The organism is Rhizobium sp. 21-4511-3d (assembly GCF_053522545.1).
The window spans coordinates 45,678-62,551 of sequence record NZ_JBNWCF010000023.1; the positions used below are offsets into that span (position 1 = coordinate 45,678).

Here is a 16,874-nt window from a genome sequence, read left to right on the forward strand (position 1 = left end):
CGACGCGTCTGCTCCCGTGTGTTTTAGCCCGAAGCCGGGCGCGGGGTTTTCTCGCGGCCGGCAGCCGGCGCAGTGCTCGTCAGCGTCTGGCCGTGGAAGCGGCTCAATTGACCGGTGACGTCGGCAATCTCGTTCTCCGTCCGCGCCGCATCCCAGCCGAGCGCTGCGGCTGCAATGCCGGCGATTTCCCGCAAGCCTTCGATCGTCAGCCGCCCCTCGATCGCCAACGTCGTGCGGCGAAGCACGATATCGGCGAGGTGAACGACAAGCTCGTTTCTGGCAATCCAGTCGATCTCTCTGAAACTGTGGCGCGGCGCGCCCGTCAGTCTCGTGTCGTCAAACTGAACCGAAGCGAATGTGAGGATCGGCGCAGCCGTCGTGCCGTAGCGGCTCAGCAATTCGTCGGCGCGTTCGATAGAAACGTTGCCCTTTGATGCGAGCTCCTTGATCCAGTGTCCGCGCTTCTCGCCATCGGCAGGAAAGCCCTTGCCGCCGCCGATCGCCAGATAACGCGTCGATTCCCGGCGGTCGCGCTGCAAGCGGGAGAGAACGGTATCGGCGACCTCTTCGGCAAAGCCGCGGAAGGTCGTCCACTTGCCGCCGACCAGCGAGACGATCGGGAACGGGCGGTTGCCTTCCGGTTCCTTGACCGGTGCGGAATGATCGCGGCTGATGAGGCCTGGTGCCGTTGCATCGGACGCCGGTAGCGGGCGGATGCCGCTATAGCTGTAGACGATCTGGTCGCGGTCGAAACGCAGCGTCGGCAGCAGCGAGCGGACGCTTTCGAGGAAATAGTCGGTCTCCGGCTCCTCGCAGAGGACGTTGTCGGGGTCATCCGCCGGGATATCGGTCGAGCCGACCAGCGCCAGACCGAGATAGCTGTAGACGAGGCAGATGCGGCCGTCGTCGGCCTCGAAATAGATCATGTGGCCGTTCAGGCTGCGAACGAGTTCAGGGTGATCGAGCAGGATGTGCGATCCCTTGGTGCCGCCGATCAGGTGTGACGGTGCGCCGAGCGCGGTATTGACGTGATCGATCCAGGGGCCAGCCGCGTTGACCACAAGCTTCGGCTTGACGGCGAAGCTCGACCCGTCAGCCTGCCGGAATGTCAGCCGGCCCTCCTCGACGGAATCCAGTGTCGTGAAATTGGCGGCCAGGCTCTTCTGATTGGCATCGCAGCCATCCTTGACCAGCTCATAGACAAGCCGCTCCGGGCGGCTGATCTTGGCGTCGTAATAGATGCCGCCGGCGACGATCGCTGGCGTGACATGCGGCATTTCCTTGCGCGCCTGCCGCTTCAGGATCAGCCGGTGCTTCGGCATGACGCGGTCGCGCGAGCCGAAGAAATCGTAGAGGCCGAGGCCGATCTTGATCAGCACCGCGCCGCGGCTGCGCGGGGCCGTCTTCGAGCCGAAGAGCGTGCGTAAGGCCGCCCAGATGCCGCGCGTCCAGGAGAAGACCGGGATGAAGGTCGGCAGCGGCTCGACGCAATGCGGTGCGTTCTTGAGAAGCAGATTGCGCTCCAGGGTCGATTGCGCGACGAGGCCGAATTCGCCTGTCTCCAGATATTTCAGGCCGCCATGGATAAGGCGGGAAGGTGCGGCGCTGGTGCCTGAGCCGAAATCGCCCTTGTCGACGATCAGGCAGTTGATGCCCTGCGCTGAGAGATCGCGGAAAAGCCCGGCGCCATTGATGCCCGCCCCGATGATCAGGACGTCGATATCGCCCTCTCCTAGGCTCGAGAAGCGTTGCTGCATGTCGGCTGTCATAGTCGTATCCTAAATCGCCGGTTGGGAGGCCGGCATTCGTCTTGTCAGTTTGCCGCGTTGGCGGGTGCGAGACCGGCAATCTTCGGCCAGAGCGGCGTCATCGCCTCGGCGATTTCGCGGAATACCTGGTAGCGCTTCTCGTAATCGGCGCTGCGCGCCGCATCCGGTTCGCAGGTCCTGGCAATGCTTGTTATGTCACGGGGGTCGGCTTGCGGATCGGCATAGATCCCGACGCCTGATCCGGCGCAGAGGGCGGCACCCCAGGCCGCCGCCTCATCGGTCTCGGTCACCGTCACGGGTATGCCGAGCACATCGGCAAACATCTGCACCACCGTCGGATTGCGCGACACGCCGCCTGCGAGCCGCGCCCGATCGAAGGAAAAGCCATCCCGCAGCGCATCGACATGGATGCGGTGATTGAAGGCGATGCCTTCGAGGACGGCGCGCAGCATGTCGCCGCGATCGTGCCAGCCGCCGAGACCGAAGAAGCTGGCGCTGGCTGCCGCGCCGTAGGGCGAACCGAAGAGATAGGGGTGGAAGAGCGCGGTCGATGGGCGCTCGAAGGCGGCATCGATCTCCGGCGCCAGCAGCGCATGGATGGCGCCGCCCTGTGCCCGCTCGCTGGCGCAGAGCGTATCGAGAAACCAGTCGTAGTTCGCGGTCGAGGCAGGCGAGATCGACATGCTGTTCCAGATGCCGGGCGCAATGCCGTTGCGGCAGAACCACCGCCTGTCGACGCGCGGCTCGGAAGACAGCGTCTCGTTGATCGAATAGGTCCCGGCGATGACGGCGACGACGCCTTGCCCGTATCCCCCAGCGCCCAGCGCCGAGGCGGTGACATCATGCAATCCGGCGACGACGGGCGTGCATTCGGCAAGCCCGGTTCTCAGAGCAGCCTCGCGTGTCACCCGTCCGACGATCTGGTCGGAGCGGGAGGCCGGCGGCAAGGCGTGAACGAGCGCTTCGATGCCGAAGAGTTTTAGGGCGTCCTGGCTGTAATCCTGCGTGCGCACATTGGTGAAGGAGGTGCTGGCCTCGGTGCGGTCGGTGCCGATAATGCCGGTGAGGCAGAAGCGCAGCCAGTCCTTGCAGCTGACGAAGTGGCCGATCTGCTGAAATCGCTCCGGCTCGTTCTCTCGAATCCAGGCAAGCAGTGCCGAGGGCGCCGAGACATGCGGGATCTGGCCGGTCAGCTCGATCGCGGCATCCGCCACCTCGCCTTCCCACCGATCGACGATCTCTCCTGCCCGGCTGTCGAGCGAGAGGATGGCGCGGCCGAGCGGCTTCTGGTCGTGATCGAGGAGATAGATGCCATCGCCATGCGCCGTGGCGGAAATCGCCTGGATGTCGTTCGCCGGCCGGCCGCTCAGCGCGATAGCCTCGCGGATGGCATCGGCGGTCGCTGTCCAGAGCTCGTCCATATCGCGCTCGATATGGCGCGGCTTCGGCATGAACTGCGTGACACGGCGCCTGCTGACTGCGAGCGGCGTGCCGTCGATATCGAAAATGACGGCCTTGGTGACCGTCAGGCCACTATCGATCCCGAGCAGACTCGGCATTCGCCCTTACCTCGTTTGTGCAACGGGCAAGCCGCCTTACGAGCGCCCCTGGGCACCCCGGGCAACCACCACGTTGATATCCTTGGACCGCATGCGGTCGATATGCACCGGGTTGGTCTTGTCGTCGACGATGACGACATCGAACTCGTCCAGTGCTGCGAAACTGTGAAGTGCCCGCCGTTCGAACTTGGTGTGATCGGCAAGCAGGATGCGTTTGACGGAACAGTCGAACATGGCGCGCTTGGTATCGACGGTCTCCGGCGACTGGTGGAGCACTGTGCCGTCACTGATCGCCGACATCGAAATGAAAGCAACATCGGCACGCAAGCCTTTGATTTCGCTGATTGTCATGCGACCCATGAAGGCGTTGCACCAGTTGTAATATTGCCCGCCCAGCGCCAGCAGCGTCACGTCGTGCATGCCGGTCAGCGCATTCATCAACGTCAGCGAATTGGTGATTGCGGTGACGGGAACCCTGGACGGCAGATGCGTTGCCATCTGCAGAACGGTGGTCGAATCGTCGAAGAAGATCGCCTGGCCGGGCTCGACGAACTGCATCGCCGCTTCGGCGATCAGCTTCTTCTCGGTTGCCTGGCGGTTGGAGCGGTAGACGTCGCTGGATTCGATGAGATTGGTGGCGGCGGCCGTCACGATGCCGCGCGTTTTGCGGAACAGCCCGCGGCTCACCAGCTCATCGACATCGCGATGCGCCGTCATCAGGCTGATGCCGAAACGGTCGGTCAGGTCTTCAATCCGCATCGAGCCTTCACTCATCACGGCCTCTGCGATCATGCGGCGGCGCGCGATCTGGCGCGTCTGCCGGCTGTCGCTCGTAAGCTGCTCCAACAGATCTTCGCCCTGGCTAGTCTTCTGTGTCACGGGTCACCCCTGTCGCTGAATTCTGGATACCAGCTTCGTACAGTGATTGCCGTGCCAAGGCAAAATGGTGAAACGGAACGGGCGGCCTATACCGCGGGTAACCGTTTCAGGCATGCGGGGAGCCGGGCGGGTGGATGCCGCCCGGCCTGGAGAGCGCCCTTGCGGGCGCCCCGACCGATTACTGCTCGAGAACGAACGGACCGGTGTATTTGTCGACATTGTCCTTGGTGATCAGCAGGCAATCGAAGAGCTGCTTTTCGCTCTTGGCGCCGGTGCTGCCGTTCTTGATGACGTTGTCGGCCTGCTTGACGGCTTCCTCAGAGAAGATCGCCACCGGCTGGAGGACGGTGTACTGCAGTTCGCCTGCCTTGATCGCCGCAACAGCATCCGGCGAACCGTCGAAGCCGCCGACCTTGATATTGGCGAGCTTGCCGGCTTCCTTCAGCGCTGCGATGGCGCCGAGAGCCATTTCGTCGTTGCCGGAGATGACGCCGACGATGTCAGGATTTGCCTGCAGCATGGACTGCATCTTGTTGTGACCCTTGGTGCGGTCCCAATCGGCAACTTCCTTGGCAACCTTCTTCAGGTCCGGGTACTGCGACAGCACGGTTTCGTAACCGTTGGAGCGCGTTGCGGCGTTGTTGTCGGAGGGAGCGCCGAAGAGTTCGGCATAGTTGCCCTTGTCGCCGACAGCTTCGACCCACTGCTGCGCACCGAGGGCGGCGCCCTGGGCGTTGTTGGAAACGAGCTGCGCCTTCGCCAGGCCTTCCTGGTTGATCTCGGCGTTGACGAGGATGACCGGGATACCGGCGGCAACGGCCTTCTTCACCGCGCCAACGGAGCCGTCAGCGTTTGCCGGGTCGAGAATGATCGCGACCGACTTGTTGGTGATTGCCGTATCGATCAGGTTGCTCTCGGTGTTGGTGTCACCCTTGTGGGCGCTGACCGAAGCCGTGTAGCCGAGCTTTTCAGCGGTTGCCTTGGCAACGTTGCCTTCCGTCAGCCAGTAGGGGTTGGACGGGTCGTTGACGATGATCGTCATCTGGCCTGCTGCCCAGGCGCTGCTGACGAGGATCGGTGCGACAGCCGCGGCGGCCAGAAGAATGCGCATGCCTTTCTTAAACATAGTCTCTCTCCCATTAGTGAGCTCAGTTGGTGCCGATGATCCGGCGGTGCTTTCCCCAATCGGCCTTTGCGCCAGAGGCCTGCCGTCGTGGATAAGTTCGGTTTCAGCCGTCAGGACGATTTGACCCGGCGGCCGTATTGGATGCTGTTCATCAGGACGGCGAGAACGATCACCGCACCGGTAAAGACCGTCTGCCAGTAGGCGGAGACGCCGATGATCACGAGACCGTCAGACAGGAAGCCGATGACGAAGGCGCCGAGCATGGTGCCGCGCACCGTGCCACGGCCGCCCGTCAGCGCCGCGCCGCCGATGACGACGGCTGCGATCGCCGTCAGTTCGTAGGTGGTGCCCGCCGTCGGACCGGCGGAGGTCAACTGCGAGGACAGCACCAGGCCGGCGATCGCGGCGCAGACGCCGGAGAGCACATAGACGATGATCTTGACGCGCTTGACCGGAACGCCCGAGAGGTCGGCAGCGCGCTCATTGCCACCCGATGCATAGAGCCAGCGGCCGAAGGCAGTACGGCTGAGCACGATACCGCAGACGATGGCGAGGACCGCGAGAACGATGACGCCGATCGGTACGCCGCCGAGACGGTTGAAGCCGAGCCAGTCGAAGCCGGTATTGCCGAGTTCCGGACGGCCGCCGAGATTGTTGTAGGTCAGGCCGTTGGTCATCAGGAGGGCGATGCCGCGAGCGACGTAGAGGACGCCGAGCGAGGCGACGAAGGCGGGCACCTTGAGATAGGCGACAAGCACGCCGTTGACCGCGCCGACCACGGCGCCGAGCGCGCAGGTCAGCACCACGACGGCCCAGACCGGCGGATAGAGGATGACGCCGAAATAGCTGAGTGTGACGCCCTGCATCAGGAAGCCGGCGATGCAGCCTGCAAGCCCCAGCGTTGAGCCGACCGAAAGGTCGATGCCGCCGTTCAGGATGACCAGCAGCATGCCGATCGCCAGGATCCCGAAGATCGCCACATGCGAGGCCATGATCAGGAAGTTGTTGAGGCTGAAGTAATAGGGAGACAGGAAGGAGAAGACCGCGATGATGACGATCAGCGCGAAGAACGCGCGTCCTTCCAGGATCAGGCGCACGATATTGGTGTTCCGCTTCTGCCCGTTCGAAACTGACTTCTTCTCGGTGACGTTTGTGACTGACATAATCAGTGCTCCATAATTCCGGGCTAGTGCGCGACCATCGACTCGCCGGAGGCGGCCATGATCTTTTCCTTGGTGACGTCAGAGCTGAACTCTGCCGAAATGCGGCCTCGGTGCATGACGATGATGCGATGCGCGATGCTCAGGCATTCGTTGACTTCCGACGTCGAGTAGATGACGGCGAGGCCCTGCTTGGCGCGTTCGGCGAGCAGCTTGAAGACCTCGGCCTTGGCGCCGATATCGATGCCGCGGCTCGGTTCGTCGAGCAGGATGACCTTGGGTTCCGTCGCCAGCATCTTGCCAATGACAACCTTCTGCTGGTTGCCGCCTGAGAGCGAGCCGATCGCCGCCTCGCCGCCGTCGGTCTTGACGTGGACGCGGCGGATCGACTCGGTGACGAGATCGCGTTCGCGGCGGCCGGATGTGAAGAGGCCCTTGGTGAAGGCGCCGATGCTCGCAAGCGACAGATTGGAGCCGACGGTCATGGTCTGCACTAGGCCGTCACGCTGTCGGTCTTCGGGGACGAGGACGAGGCCGCTTTCGATGCGCCCGGCGATGCTGAGAGCACCGACATCCTGTCCTTCGAGCAGAACCCGTCCGCCGCTGGAGCGCAGGCGTCCGGCGACGCATTCCAGAAGCTCGGTGCGCCCTGCCCCCATCAGTCCGTAGATGCAGACGACTTCGCCAGCCCGCACCTTCAGCGACATGCGGTCGACGGCGTTATAGGCGGCACCCGATGGACCGGGAACGGTCAGGCCTTCGATCGACAGCGCCACTTCGCCGAACTGGTGTCCTTCGGGCGGGCTGCCGAGATCGAAGTTATCGCCCACCATGTTGCGGACGATCCATTCGAGATCAATGTCCTTGCGCTCGGCATAGGCAGTCATCGTGCCATCGCGCAGGACGACGGCGTGATTGGTGATCTGCAGCGCCTCTTCGAGGTGGTGCGAGATATAGACGATCGAGACACCACGTCCCGTCAGGTCGTGGATGACCTTGAAGAGAACTTCGACTTCGGTGGCGCTCAGCGCCGAGGTCGGCTCGTCCATGATCAGGATGCGGGAATTGACCGAGAGCGCGCGGGCAATCTCGACGATCTGCTGCTGGCCGAGGCGAAGGTCCTCGACACGCGTCAGCGGATCGATGTCCTCTTCGAGCTCTTCCATCAGCGCCCGGGTCTGGCGCTCTTCCTCGGCGAAATCGACGACACCGCCCTTGATGATCTCGCGGCCCATGAAGATGTTGTCGCGGACGCTGAGATTGGGGGCGAGACTCAGTTCCTGGTGGATGATCGAAATGCCGCATTCGCGGGCATGGGTCGAGGATGCGAAGCTGATCGGCGAACCGTCGAGAACGATCTCGCCGGAGGTCGGCTGCACCACGCCCGAGAGAATCTTCATCAGCGTCGACTTGCCGGCACCGTTCTCACCGAACAGCGTCGTCACCTGGCCGCGATGGATGTCGAAGTTCACGCCCTTGAGCGCGTGAACATTGCCATAGGACTTGGCGATGTTTCGGGCGGCGAGCACGACCTCGCCCTGGGTTCCGGGATTGCGTAGCGGCTGGCTCATTTGACCTCGACCTTCACCGGCGTGATCAGCCAGTTCTTCGGGTTGATGAGCTTGAAGACGCCGACGACGGTCGCGGTTTTACCGTCCAGCTGATCCGGATCGAGACCGGAAAGCACGGTCTTCTTCATCTCGTTGTTGATGGCCGATCCGGCATCCTGGTACTGGATCTGGTTGGTGAACTGGCCGAATTCGATCTCGCCGGTGGCATCGCGGAGGTCCGTGCCGTTGACCGCAGGACCGGTCTGGACACGGACCACCGTCTCGGGAGGCAATCCGTCGATCTTCATTTCATTGGTGTTCGACTTGCGGGCGCCGAAGGTGCCGGTCAGCGTCACCGGAATGACCGGACCGGTGCTCGTCGCCGTGCCGTATTTCTCGCTCGCGGCCTTCTTGTCGGCGGCGATCGCGGTTGCCAGCTCGGCGGCTGCGACGGCGCGCTGCTCGACATTGGCCTGAATCTTCGGGAACTGCTCGGTGCCGAAAGTCTCAGGCGAAAAGGCCTGCTGCCGGACATCGTTTGCCGACCCGATCTTCACGACCGTGGTGTCGAGCGCCATGGCGCCGATGACGAGGACCGCGAAGGCGGCGCTGACGATGAGCTTCAGATTGCCGCTGCCGGGCTTGGGGGCTGCATAATCGGGCTGTGTACCCATGTCGTGACGGCCTTTGTCCAGGAGATGGTGAAGCGGAGGGGCTGGGTGCGATTAAGATCGGAGCCGTGCCGCGGCAGGACGGCTGGCCGGCTGGAGAACCGGCGGGCAGTCCGCGACGACGCAGGGCGCGATGAAAATCAGCATTGGAAGCCTCCTCAACAGAGAGCCGACGCTTGTCTCCTCCAACCGCCGGACCCTGCAATCTCCATCCGGAAGTGAGCTTCCGTGATAGAACTGTGTTATTTATGCCGGAAACAATGTTATGAATTTTAACAGATGTCAACGGCCCTTTTATCAGTACATGCTTGCCTACTCAGACTCTCACATGGTTTTTATCGCGCTGCATCGCAGCAAACTGATGTGGCAGGCGCACAAAAAGCCCAAAGTCGTGACGTTCAGTAAGTATCTGGATATAAATGAAAAATAAGAATTTCCATCAGCTGTATACTGGCTGATCGTGCGCTCGTCGAGGCTTGGCCGGAGCCGACGCTCTAAATTCCTATGTCATCCATTTTATCTGAAAAATTTTTCATGACCAGAAAAATCTTGCTGGCAATGTGATATCTTTATGTTATGTTTTGCGATGAGGCCTATGGGAGGTTTCGGCAGATATTCGATCCGGCATTTGCAGAGGCCGCGGCTTGCCGCTGGCGGCATGCGGATCAAATGATGCGGCTGGGGGATTGTTCCCTTGTGAAAGGCCGATCGGGAGGACTTGAGATGAATTGGACGCGCGTATTGCCCGTCGCGGCGTTCGCAGCATTGGCGAGATAGTCTGCAATGACATCGACCCAGAACATCATCATCGGGATCGACGCCGGAACATCCGTGATCAAGGCGGTGGCGTTCGATCTCGCAGGCCAGCAGATCGCAACCGCTTCCGTGCGCAACAAATACGCGACCGGCGAGGATGGTTCGGCGACCCAGTCCCTCGCCCAGACCTGGACGGACTGCGCCAGCGCATTGCGCGGCCTCGGTGAAAAGGTCGCCGATCTGGCCGCGCGCACTGCCGCGATCGCAGTAACCGGACAGGGCGACGGCACCTGGCTCGTCGGCCGCGGCAATGCGCCCGTCACAGACGCGTGGCTGTGGCTCGATGCCCGTGCCGCCTCGACGGTCACCAGACTGGCGGGAGGGACAAGCAACCGCGCCCGCTTCGAGGCGACCGGCACCGGTCTCAATACCTGCCAGCAGGGCGCGCAGCTCGCCCATATGGACAAGGTCGCGCCTGACTTGCTCGACCGGGCCGAGGCCGCCCTGCATTGCAAGGACTGGCTCTATCTCAATCTCACCGGCATCCGCGCCACCGATCCCTCCGAGGCAAGCTTCACCTTCGGCAATTTCCGCACGCGCCAATACGACAGCGTCGTCATCGACGCGCTCGGCCTTGAGCGGCGCCGCAATCTTCTGCCCGAGATCATCGACGGTACCGAAGTGAGCCATCCCCTGACGGCGGAGGCCGCCAAGGCCTGCGGACTGCTTGCAGGAACGCCCGTCTGTCTCGGCTATGTCGATATGGTGATGACGGCACTCGGCGCCGGTGTACGCAGCAGCGGCCGCAATGCCGCCTGCTCGACGATCGGCTCCACCGGCGTCCACATGCGCGCCAAGGCGGTCGCCGACGTTCATCTCAACAGCGAAGGCACGGGCTATGTTATCGCACTGCCGATCCCGGGCATCGTCACGCAGGTCCAGACCAACATGGGATCGACGATCAATATCGACTGGATCCTGGAGATTGCCGCTTACCTGATGGCTGACGCTGGGAAAACCGTCTCGCACGCCGATCTGATCGCCCGGATCGACGGCTGGTTCGCCGAAAGCAAGCCGGGATCGGTGCTCTATCACCCCTATATCTCCGAGGCTGGCGAGCGTGGACCTTTCGTCAACGCCAATGCCCGGGCAGGCTTCACTGGCCTCTCAACCCGCCACGGCTTTCCGGATCTCGTCCGTTCGGTCGTTGAGGGTCTCGGCCTTGCGACCCGCGATTGCTACGCGGCGATGGGGGCGATGCCTGAAGAGCTGCGCATCACCGGCGGGGCGACCCGCTCGCTCGGCTTGCGCCGCTCGCTGTCATCAGCCGTGAACGCGCCAATCCGCCAGTCCCGGCGCGAAGAGACCGGTGCAGCCGGCGTGGCGATGATGGCTGCGGTCGCGGTCGGCGTCTACGCCACGATGGACGATTGCATTGCCGACTGGGTGACGCCGCTGCTCGGCGAGCCCGAAATCCCGGATGCCGCCGAAGCCGCGCGCTTCGATCGCCTTTTCTCCGCCTACACGGACGTGCGCCAGGCCATGGCGCCCGCCTGGGACAAGCTCGCCACTGCTGCGACGCCAGGCGCGTAACTCAAGTTCTGATGCAGAAGCATCGAAGGAGCATGACATGACCGAACCGGAAACCCTCGACCTCTTCGTCATCGGCGGCGGCATCAATGGCGCGGGCATCGCCCGCGATGCGGCCGGCCGCGGGCTGAAGGTGGCGCTCTGCGAAAAGGACGACCTGGCGCAGGGCACGTCGTCGCGCTCCGGCAAGCTCGTGCATGGCGGCCTTCGCTATCTCGAATATTACGAATTCCGTCTGGTGCGCGAAGCGCTGATCGAGCGCGAGGTGCTGCTGAATGCCGCTCCGCATATCATCTGGCCGATGCGCTTCGTCCTGCCACACAGCCCGCAGGACCGTCCGGCCTGGCTCGTCCGGCTCGGCCTCTTCCTCTACGACCACCTCGGCGGCCGCAAGAAACTGCCGGGCACGCGCACCCTCAATCTGCTGCGCGACCCCGAGGGTACGCCGATCCTCGACCAATATACCCGCGGCTTCGAATATTCCGATTGCTGGGTCGATGACGCCCGCCTCGTCGTGCTCAACGCCGTCAGCGCCGCCGAAAAGGGCGCGCTCGTGCTGACCCGCTCACCCGCCGTCTCGGCCCGGCGCGAAAACGGCGCCTGGACCATCACCACGAAGAACAGCACCAGTGGCGAGACGCGCACCTTCCGCGCCAAATGTCTCGTCAATTGCGCCGGCCCTTGGGTTAGCGACATCATCAACCGCGTTGCCGGCTCCAACTCCTCGCGCAACGTCCGCCTCGTCAAGGGCAGCCACATCATCGTTCCGAGATTCTGGGCGGGCTCCAATGCCTATCTCGTCCAGAACCACGACAAGCGCGTCATTTTCATCAACCCCTACGAGGGCGACAAGGCGCTGATCGGCACGACCGATATCGCCTATGAGGGCCGCGCAGAAGATGTCTCCGCCGACGAGGCCGAGATCGATTACCTGCTGAAGGCCGTGAACCGCTACTTCAAGGAAAAGCTCCGCCGTCAGGATGTGCTGCACAGCTTCTCCGGCGTGCGCCCGCTCTTCGATGACGGCAAGGGCAACCCGTCTGCCGTCACCCGCGATTACGTCTTCGATCTCGACGAGACGGGCGGCGCACCGCTGCTCAACGTCTTCGGTGGCAAGATCACCACATTCCGCGAGCTTGCCGAGCGCGGCCTGCATCGTCTGAAGCACATTTTCCCGGCTATGGGCGGCGACTGGACGCAGTCGGCACCGCTCCCCGGCGGCGAAATCCCCAATGCCGACTACGAGACCTTCGCCAACAGCCTGCGCGATACCTATCCCTGGATGCCGCGCAAACTCGTCCATCACTACGGCCGCCTCTACGGCGCGCGGACAAAGAACGTCGTCACCGGGGCGACCAGCCTCGAAGGCCTCGGCCGTCATTTCGGTGGGCAGTTCTATGAGGCGGAAGCGCGCTATCTCGTGGCGACCGAATGGGCCGAGACGGCTGAAGACATCCTCTATCGCCGCACCAAGCACTACCTGCATATGAGCGAAGCCGAGCGCGCGGCCTTTGCCGACTGGTTCGCCTCCTCCCGCCTTGCCGCTGCCTGAAGGAGGTCACGATGCCGCTGACGCTTTCGCTGAACACCAATCCGCTGGTCAACCGCTTTGCCGACCCCGACGACCTGATCGATACCGTGGCGCGCGACCTGAAGATCCGCGACCTGCAGCTGACCCATGAGTTCATCAATCCGAGCTGGCAAGCGCCCGTTATCCGCCGCCTCACCCGCAGCATGAATTCGGCGCTGCGGCGCACCGGCGTTCGCGTCACCTCCGGCATGACCGGCCCCTATGGCCGCCTCAACCATTTCGGCCATCCGGACGCCGATGTGCGCCGCTACTACATCGACTGGTTCAAGACCTTCGCCGATATTACCGCGGATCTCGGCGGCGATTCCGTCGGCACGCAATTCGCGATCTTCACTTACCGGGATTTCGACGATCCGGCGAAGCGGGAGGAACTGATCAAGATCGCCATCGACTGCTGGGCCGAAGTGGCCGAGCACGGCCGCGCCGCCGGTCTCTCCTATGTTTTCTGGGAGCCGATGAGCATCGGTCGCGAATTCGGCGAGACGATCGCGGCATGCCTATCGCTGCAGGAGCGGCTGACGGCGGCAAACATGGCGATCCCGATGTGGATGATGGCCGATATCGACCACGGCGACGTCACCTCCGCCAACCCTGACGATTTTGACCCCTATGCCTGGGCGCGCGCCGTTCCCTCGGTTTCGCCGATCATCCACATCAAGCAGAGCCTGATGGACAAGGGCGGCCACCGGCCGTTCACCGCGGATTTCAACGCCAAGGGCCGGATCCAGCCGGCGCCGCTGCTGAAAGCCTTCGCCGAAGGCGGTGCCATCAACAACGAGATCTGCCTCGAGCTCTCCTTCAAGGAGCGCGAGCCGAACGACCGCGAGGTCATCCCGCAGATCGCCGAGAGCGTCGCGTTCTGGGCGCCCTATATCGACACCGGCATCGACGACTTGAACATCTGAGGCGGAGATCCTTAAAAGGCTGCAGATATCGCAACGGAATGTTGCAGGAGTTATTTTGAAAGGGAGCGGCGATGACGGACGCCGATGATACGCTTGCGGTACGCGCTGCCTGGCTTCACTACGCCGGAGGCCTGACGCAATCCGATGTCGCCCGCCGTCTCGGCGTGCCCTCGGTGAAGGCGCACCGGCTGATTGCCCGCGCTGTCGCCGATGGCGTCGTCAAGGTGACGATCGACGGCGATATCGTCGAATGCGTCGAGCTCGAGTCCCGCCTTTCGGAGCGCTACGGCCTGCAATATTGCGAGGTCGCCCCCGATCTCGGCGAGGAAGGCCTGCCGCTTCGCGCCCTCGGCCATGCCGGCGCCGGCTACCTGAAGCGTGAGATCGAGCGCGGCGACAACAAGGTCATCGGCCTTGGCCATGGCCGCACGCTGTCAGCCGCCGTCCAGTACATGCCGCGCGTCGGCGCCAAGAACCTACGCTTCGTCTCGCTGCTCGGCGGCCTGACGCGCAACTATGGCGCCAACCCCTACGACGTGATGCATCGCATCGCCGAAAAGACGGGAACGCAGGCCTATGTGATGCCCGTCCCGTTCTTCGCCAATACGGGAGACGACCGCGAGGTGCTGAAAGCGCAGCGGGCGGTCAAGGAAGTCTTCGACCTCGCCAACAATGCCGACCTGAAGCTCGTCGGCCTCGGCACTGTCGATGCCGACGCGCAGCTGGTGCTCTCGGGTATGGTCGAGCCGAGCGAGATCGACGATATCGCGACGGCCGGCGGCGTCGGCGAAATCCTCGGGCATTTTTTCAATGCCGATGGCGACATGCTGGATACCGCGCTGACGGCGCGCACGCTCTCCGCCTCCTTTCCGAAAACCAAAGACGAGCGGCTCGTGGCGCTTGCCGGCGGGCAGTCGAAGGTTCCGGCCATCCGCGCCATCCTGAAAAGCCACCGCCTTTACGGCCTGATCACCGATGAACGCACGGCGCAGACACTGTTGAAATGATGTGATCGGAAACAAGAGTTGATCGCAAAATAACACGAATAATGTTGATTATCACGATTTATCCGTTATCTTAACATCAGGAGATGGGTGGAGACCGGAATGAAGCGCGAGGAACGGCAGCAGCTGATTGTCAATCTGCTCGTCGAGAACAAGACCGTCGATCTCGACGATCTTGCCGATCGCTTCACCGTGTCGAAGATGACCGTCCACCGCGATCTCGACGATCTCGAGCAGGCGGGCGTGCTGCGCAAGGTGCGAGGCGGTGCGACGATCGATGCCGGAACGCAGTTCGAAAGCGATTTCCGCATCCGCGAGCGCCAGGGCCACGATGCCAAGGTCGCGATGGCCAAGAGCGCGCTGGAGCTCGTCGAGCCAGGCATGACCGTGATGGTCAATGACGGATCGATGGCGGCAGTGCTCGGCGAAATGCTGCTGCAGAAACGGCCGCTGACCGTGATCACCAACAATGCGGCGATCATGGAGCGGCTGAAGGCAGAAACGGGCATCACGCTGATTGCCCTCGGCGGCATCTATTCGGCGAAGTTCAACGCCTATCTCGGCGTCGTTACCGAAGAAGCGCTATCGAAGCTCAGGGCCGATATCGCCTTCATCTCGACGCCCGCCGTCAGCGGCAGGCGCGCCTATCACATGGACGACAACGTGGTCCGCACCAAGCGGGCGATGATGACGTCCTCGGCAAGGTCCTGCCTGCTGGTCAATCACCAGCGCATCGGCCACACGGCGCTGCATGTCATGGCCGATCTGGCCGATTTCGACGCCGTGATCACCGACAGCCCGCCGGACGCTGCTGTCATCGAGGAATTCGTACAGGCGGGCATAACGCTCACCATCGCATCGGAACAGGACCCGACATGACCGAAAAGCCGCGCTTCTGGGTTGGCACCAGCTGGAAGATGAACAAGACGCTCGCCGAGGCGCAGCAGTTTGCCCGCGGCCTGGAAGCAGCCGATGCCGCCCGCGATCCGCGCATTCAGCGCTTCGTCATTCCGCCCTTCACCGCCGTGCGCGAGGTCAAAGCGATGCTCGCCAAAACCTCCGTCAAGGTCGGCGCCCAGAACATGCATTGGGCCGATCAGGGCGCCTGGACCGGTGAGGTCTCGCCGGTGATGCTAAGGGATTGCAACCTCGATATCGTCGAGCTCGGCCATTCCGAGCGCCGCGAACATTTCGGCGAGAGCGACGAGACCGTGGGCCTGAAGACCGAAGCCGCCGTGCGCCATGGCCTGATCCCGCTGATCTGCATCGGCGAGACGCTGGCCGACCGCGAAAGCGGCAAGGCCGCCGAGATTCTCGCGACCCAGGTGCGCGGCGCGCTTTCGAAGCTCTCGGGTGATCAGAAATCCGCCGAGATCCTGCTTGCCTACGAGCCCGTCTGGGCGATCGGCGAAAAGGGCATCCCGGCAACGGCCGACTATGCCGACGCCCGTCAGGCCGAAATCATCGCGGTCGCCGAAGAGGTCCTCGGCCGCAAGATCCCATGCCTCTATGGCGGATCGGTCAACCCCGGAAACTGCGAAGAACTGATTTCGAGCCCGCATATCGACGGGCTCTTCATCGGCCGTTCGGCCTGGAATGTCGAAGGCTACCTCGACATTCTCGCAAAATGCGCCGCCAAACTCCAAGGAGAACGACAATGAAGCTTGCCATTGCAGGAGACAGCGCCGGCGAAGGTCTCGCCAAGGTTCTGGCCGATCATCTGAAGGACCGTTTCGAGGTGCACGAAGTGTCGCGCACCAACGGCGGTGCCGACCCCTTCTACGCCAACCTCTCCGACCGCGTCGCATCGGGCGTTCTCGACGGCACCTACGACAAGGCGATCCTCGTCTGCGGCACCGGCATCGGCGTCTGCATCTCGGCCAACAAGGTACCGGGCATCCGCGCCGCACTCACCCACGACACCTACTCCGCCGAACGCGCGGCCCTCTCCAACAACGCCCAGATCATCACCATGGGCGCCCGCGTTATCGGTACGGAACTGGCGAAGTCGATTGCCGATGCGTTTCTGGCCCAGACGTTCGATGAGAACGGCCGGTCTGCCGGGAATGTGAAGGCGATGGACGAACTGGACGCGAAGTATAACGCTCGGTGAGTTTTTTGGGTGGGGCGCCTTCGCGATGAGGCACCCGCGCCTGTGACGCGTGCGCTTGTCATCAAGCCGAAGGCCCCATGCGGGAATTGAAAGGACTGCTGTGCCCGGAGCCCCCTCACCCTACCCTCTCCCCGAGGGGAGAGCGACTGTCTTCTGCGTCAAGCGTCTTGCCATGGTTTGTTGTCCCTGATGATGGCGTTG

Annotated in this window: 14 protein-coding genes; 7 read left to right on the forward strand and 7 right to left on the reverse strand. The window is 63.0% G+C overall.

The features are described from left to right. Positions 1–23: 23 nt before the first annotated feature. The 7 genes from ACQZ5H_RS31225 to ACQZ5H_RS31255 form a co-directional block, all read right to left on the reverse strand. A complete protein-coding gene (locus ACQZ5H_RS31225) occupies positions 24–1,769 on the reverse strand; it encodes a glycerol-3-phosphate dehydrogenase/oxidase (RefSeq protein WP_449100042.1) in 1,746 nt (581 codons plus the stop codon). A 44-nt stretch (positions 1,770–1,813) separates the two neighbouring features. Continuing rightward, a complete protein-coding gene (locus tag ACQZ5H_RS31230) occupies positions 1,814–3,328 on the reverse strand; it encodes an FGGY-family carbohydrate kinase (RefSeq protein ID WP_449100043.1) in 1,515 nt (504 codons plus the stop codon). Between the two features lie 36 nt (positions 3,329–3,364). Next, complete coding sequence (locus ACQZ5H_RS31235; protein ID WP_112710990.1) at positions 3,365–4,207, reverse strand: DeoR/GlpR family DNA-binding transcription regulator; 843 nt, start codon at positions 4,205–4,207, stop codon at positions 3,365–3,367. Between the two features lie 178 nt (positions 4,208–4,385). Next, a complete protein-coding gene (locus ACQZ5H_RS31240; RefSeq protein ID WP_413711365.1) occupies positions 4,386–5,333 on the reverse strand; it encodes a D-ribose ABC transporter substrate-binding protein in 948 nt (315 codons plus the stop codon). Positions 5,334–5,443: 110 nt separating this feature from the next. Further along, positions 5,444–6,496: an ABC transporter permease gene (locus ACQZ5H_RS31245; RefSeq protein WP_112710992.1), complete on the reverse strand. Its 1,053-nt coding sequence runs from the start codon at positions 6,494–6,496 to the stop codon at positions 5,444–5,446. Positions 6,497–6,519: 23 nt separating this feature from the next. Then, on the reverse strand, positions 6,520–8,064 hold the full coding sequence (locus tag ACQZ5H_RS31250; RefSeq protein WP_449100044.1) for a sugar ABC transporter ATP-binding protein: 1,545 nt from the start codon (positions 8,062–8,064) through the stop codon (positions 6,520–6,522). Then, positions 8,061–8,717 (reverse strand): DUF2291 family protein, encoded by a 657-nt coding sequence (locus tag ACQZ5H_RS31255; RefSeq protein ID WP_449100045.1) that lies wholly within the window; start codon positions 8,715–8,717, stop codon positions 8,061–8,063. The genes ACQZ5H_RS31250 and ACQZ5H_RS31255 overlap by 4 nt, the downstream gene beginning before the upstream one ends. Positions 8,718–9,497: 780 nt before the next feature. Here ACQZ5H_RS31255 and ACQZ5H_RS31260 point away from each other — a divergent pair. The 7 genes from ACQZ5H_RS31260 to derI all read left to right on the forward strand — a co-directional run bounded on the left by ACQZ5H_RS31260 (position 9,498) and on the right by derI (position 16,673). Then, on the forward strand, positions 9,498–11,063 hold the full coding sequence (locus ACQZ5H_RS31260; RefSeq protein WP_449100046.1) for an FGGY family carbohydrate kinase: 1,566 nt from the start codon (positions 9,498–9,500) through the stop codon (positions 11,061–11,063). A gap of 37 nt (positions 11,064–11,100) precedes the next feature. Then, positions 11,101–12,612 carry a glycerol-3-phosphate dehydrogenase gene (locus ACQZ5H_RS31265; RefSeq protein WP_449100047.1) on the forward strand — a complete coding sequence of 504 codons (1,512 nt, stop codon included), beginning with the start codon at positions 11,101–11,103 and terminating at the stop codon, positions 12,610–12,612. Between the two features lie 11 nt (positions 12,613–12,623). After that, positions 12,624–13,556 carry a sugar phosphate isomerase/epimerase family protein gene (locus ACQZ5H_RS31270; protein WP_449100048.1) on the forward strand — a complete coding sequence of 311 codons (933 nt, stop codon included), beginning with the start codon at positions 12,624–12,626 and terminating at the stop codon, positions 13,554–13,556. Positions 13,557–13,627: 71 nt separating this feature from the next. Beyond that, on the forward strand, positions 13,628–14,563 hold the full coding sequence (locus tag ACQZ5H_RS31275; RefSeq protein ID WP_112710998.1) for a sugar-binding transcriptional regulator: 936 nt from the start codon (positions 13,628–13,630) through the stop codon (positions 14,561–14,563). 99 nt (positions 14,564–14,662) lie between these two features. After that, positions 14,663–15,439 (forward strand): DeoR/GlpR family DNA-binding transcription regulator, encoded by a 777-nt coding sequence (locus ACQZ5H_RS31280; RefSeq protein ID WP_449100049.1) that lies wholly within the window; start codon positions 14,663–14,665, stop codon positions 15,437–15,439. Beyond that, positions 15,436–16,221, forward strand: a complete 786-nt coding sequence (locus ACQZ5H_RS31285; protein ID WP_449100050.1) for a triose-phosphate isomerase — start codon at positions 15,436–15,438, stop codon at positions 16,219–16,221. The genes ACQZ5H_RS31280 and ACQZ5H_RS31285 overlap by 4 nt, the downstream gene beginning before the upstream one ends. Further along, on the forward strand, positions 16,218–16,673 hold the full coding sequence (gene derI / locus ACQZ5H_RS31290) for a D-erythrulose-4-phosphate isomerase (RefSeq protein ID WP_130281270.1): 456 nt from the start codon (positions 16,218–16,220) through the stop codon (positions 16,671–16,673). Before ACQZ5H_RS31285 ends, derI begins: the two co-directional genes overlap by 4 nt. The last annotated feature ends 201 nt before the right edge of the window (positions 16,674–16,874 follow it).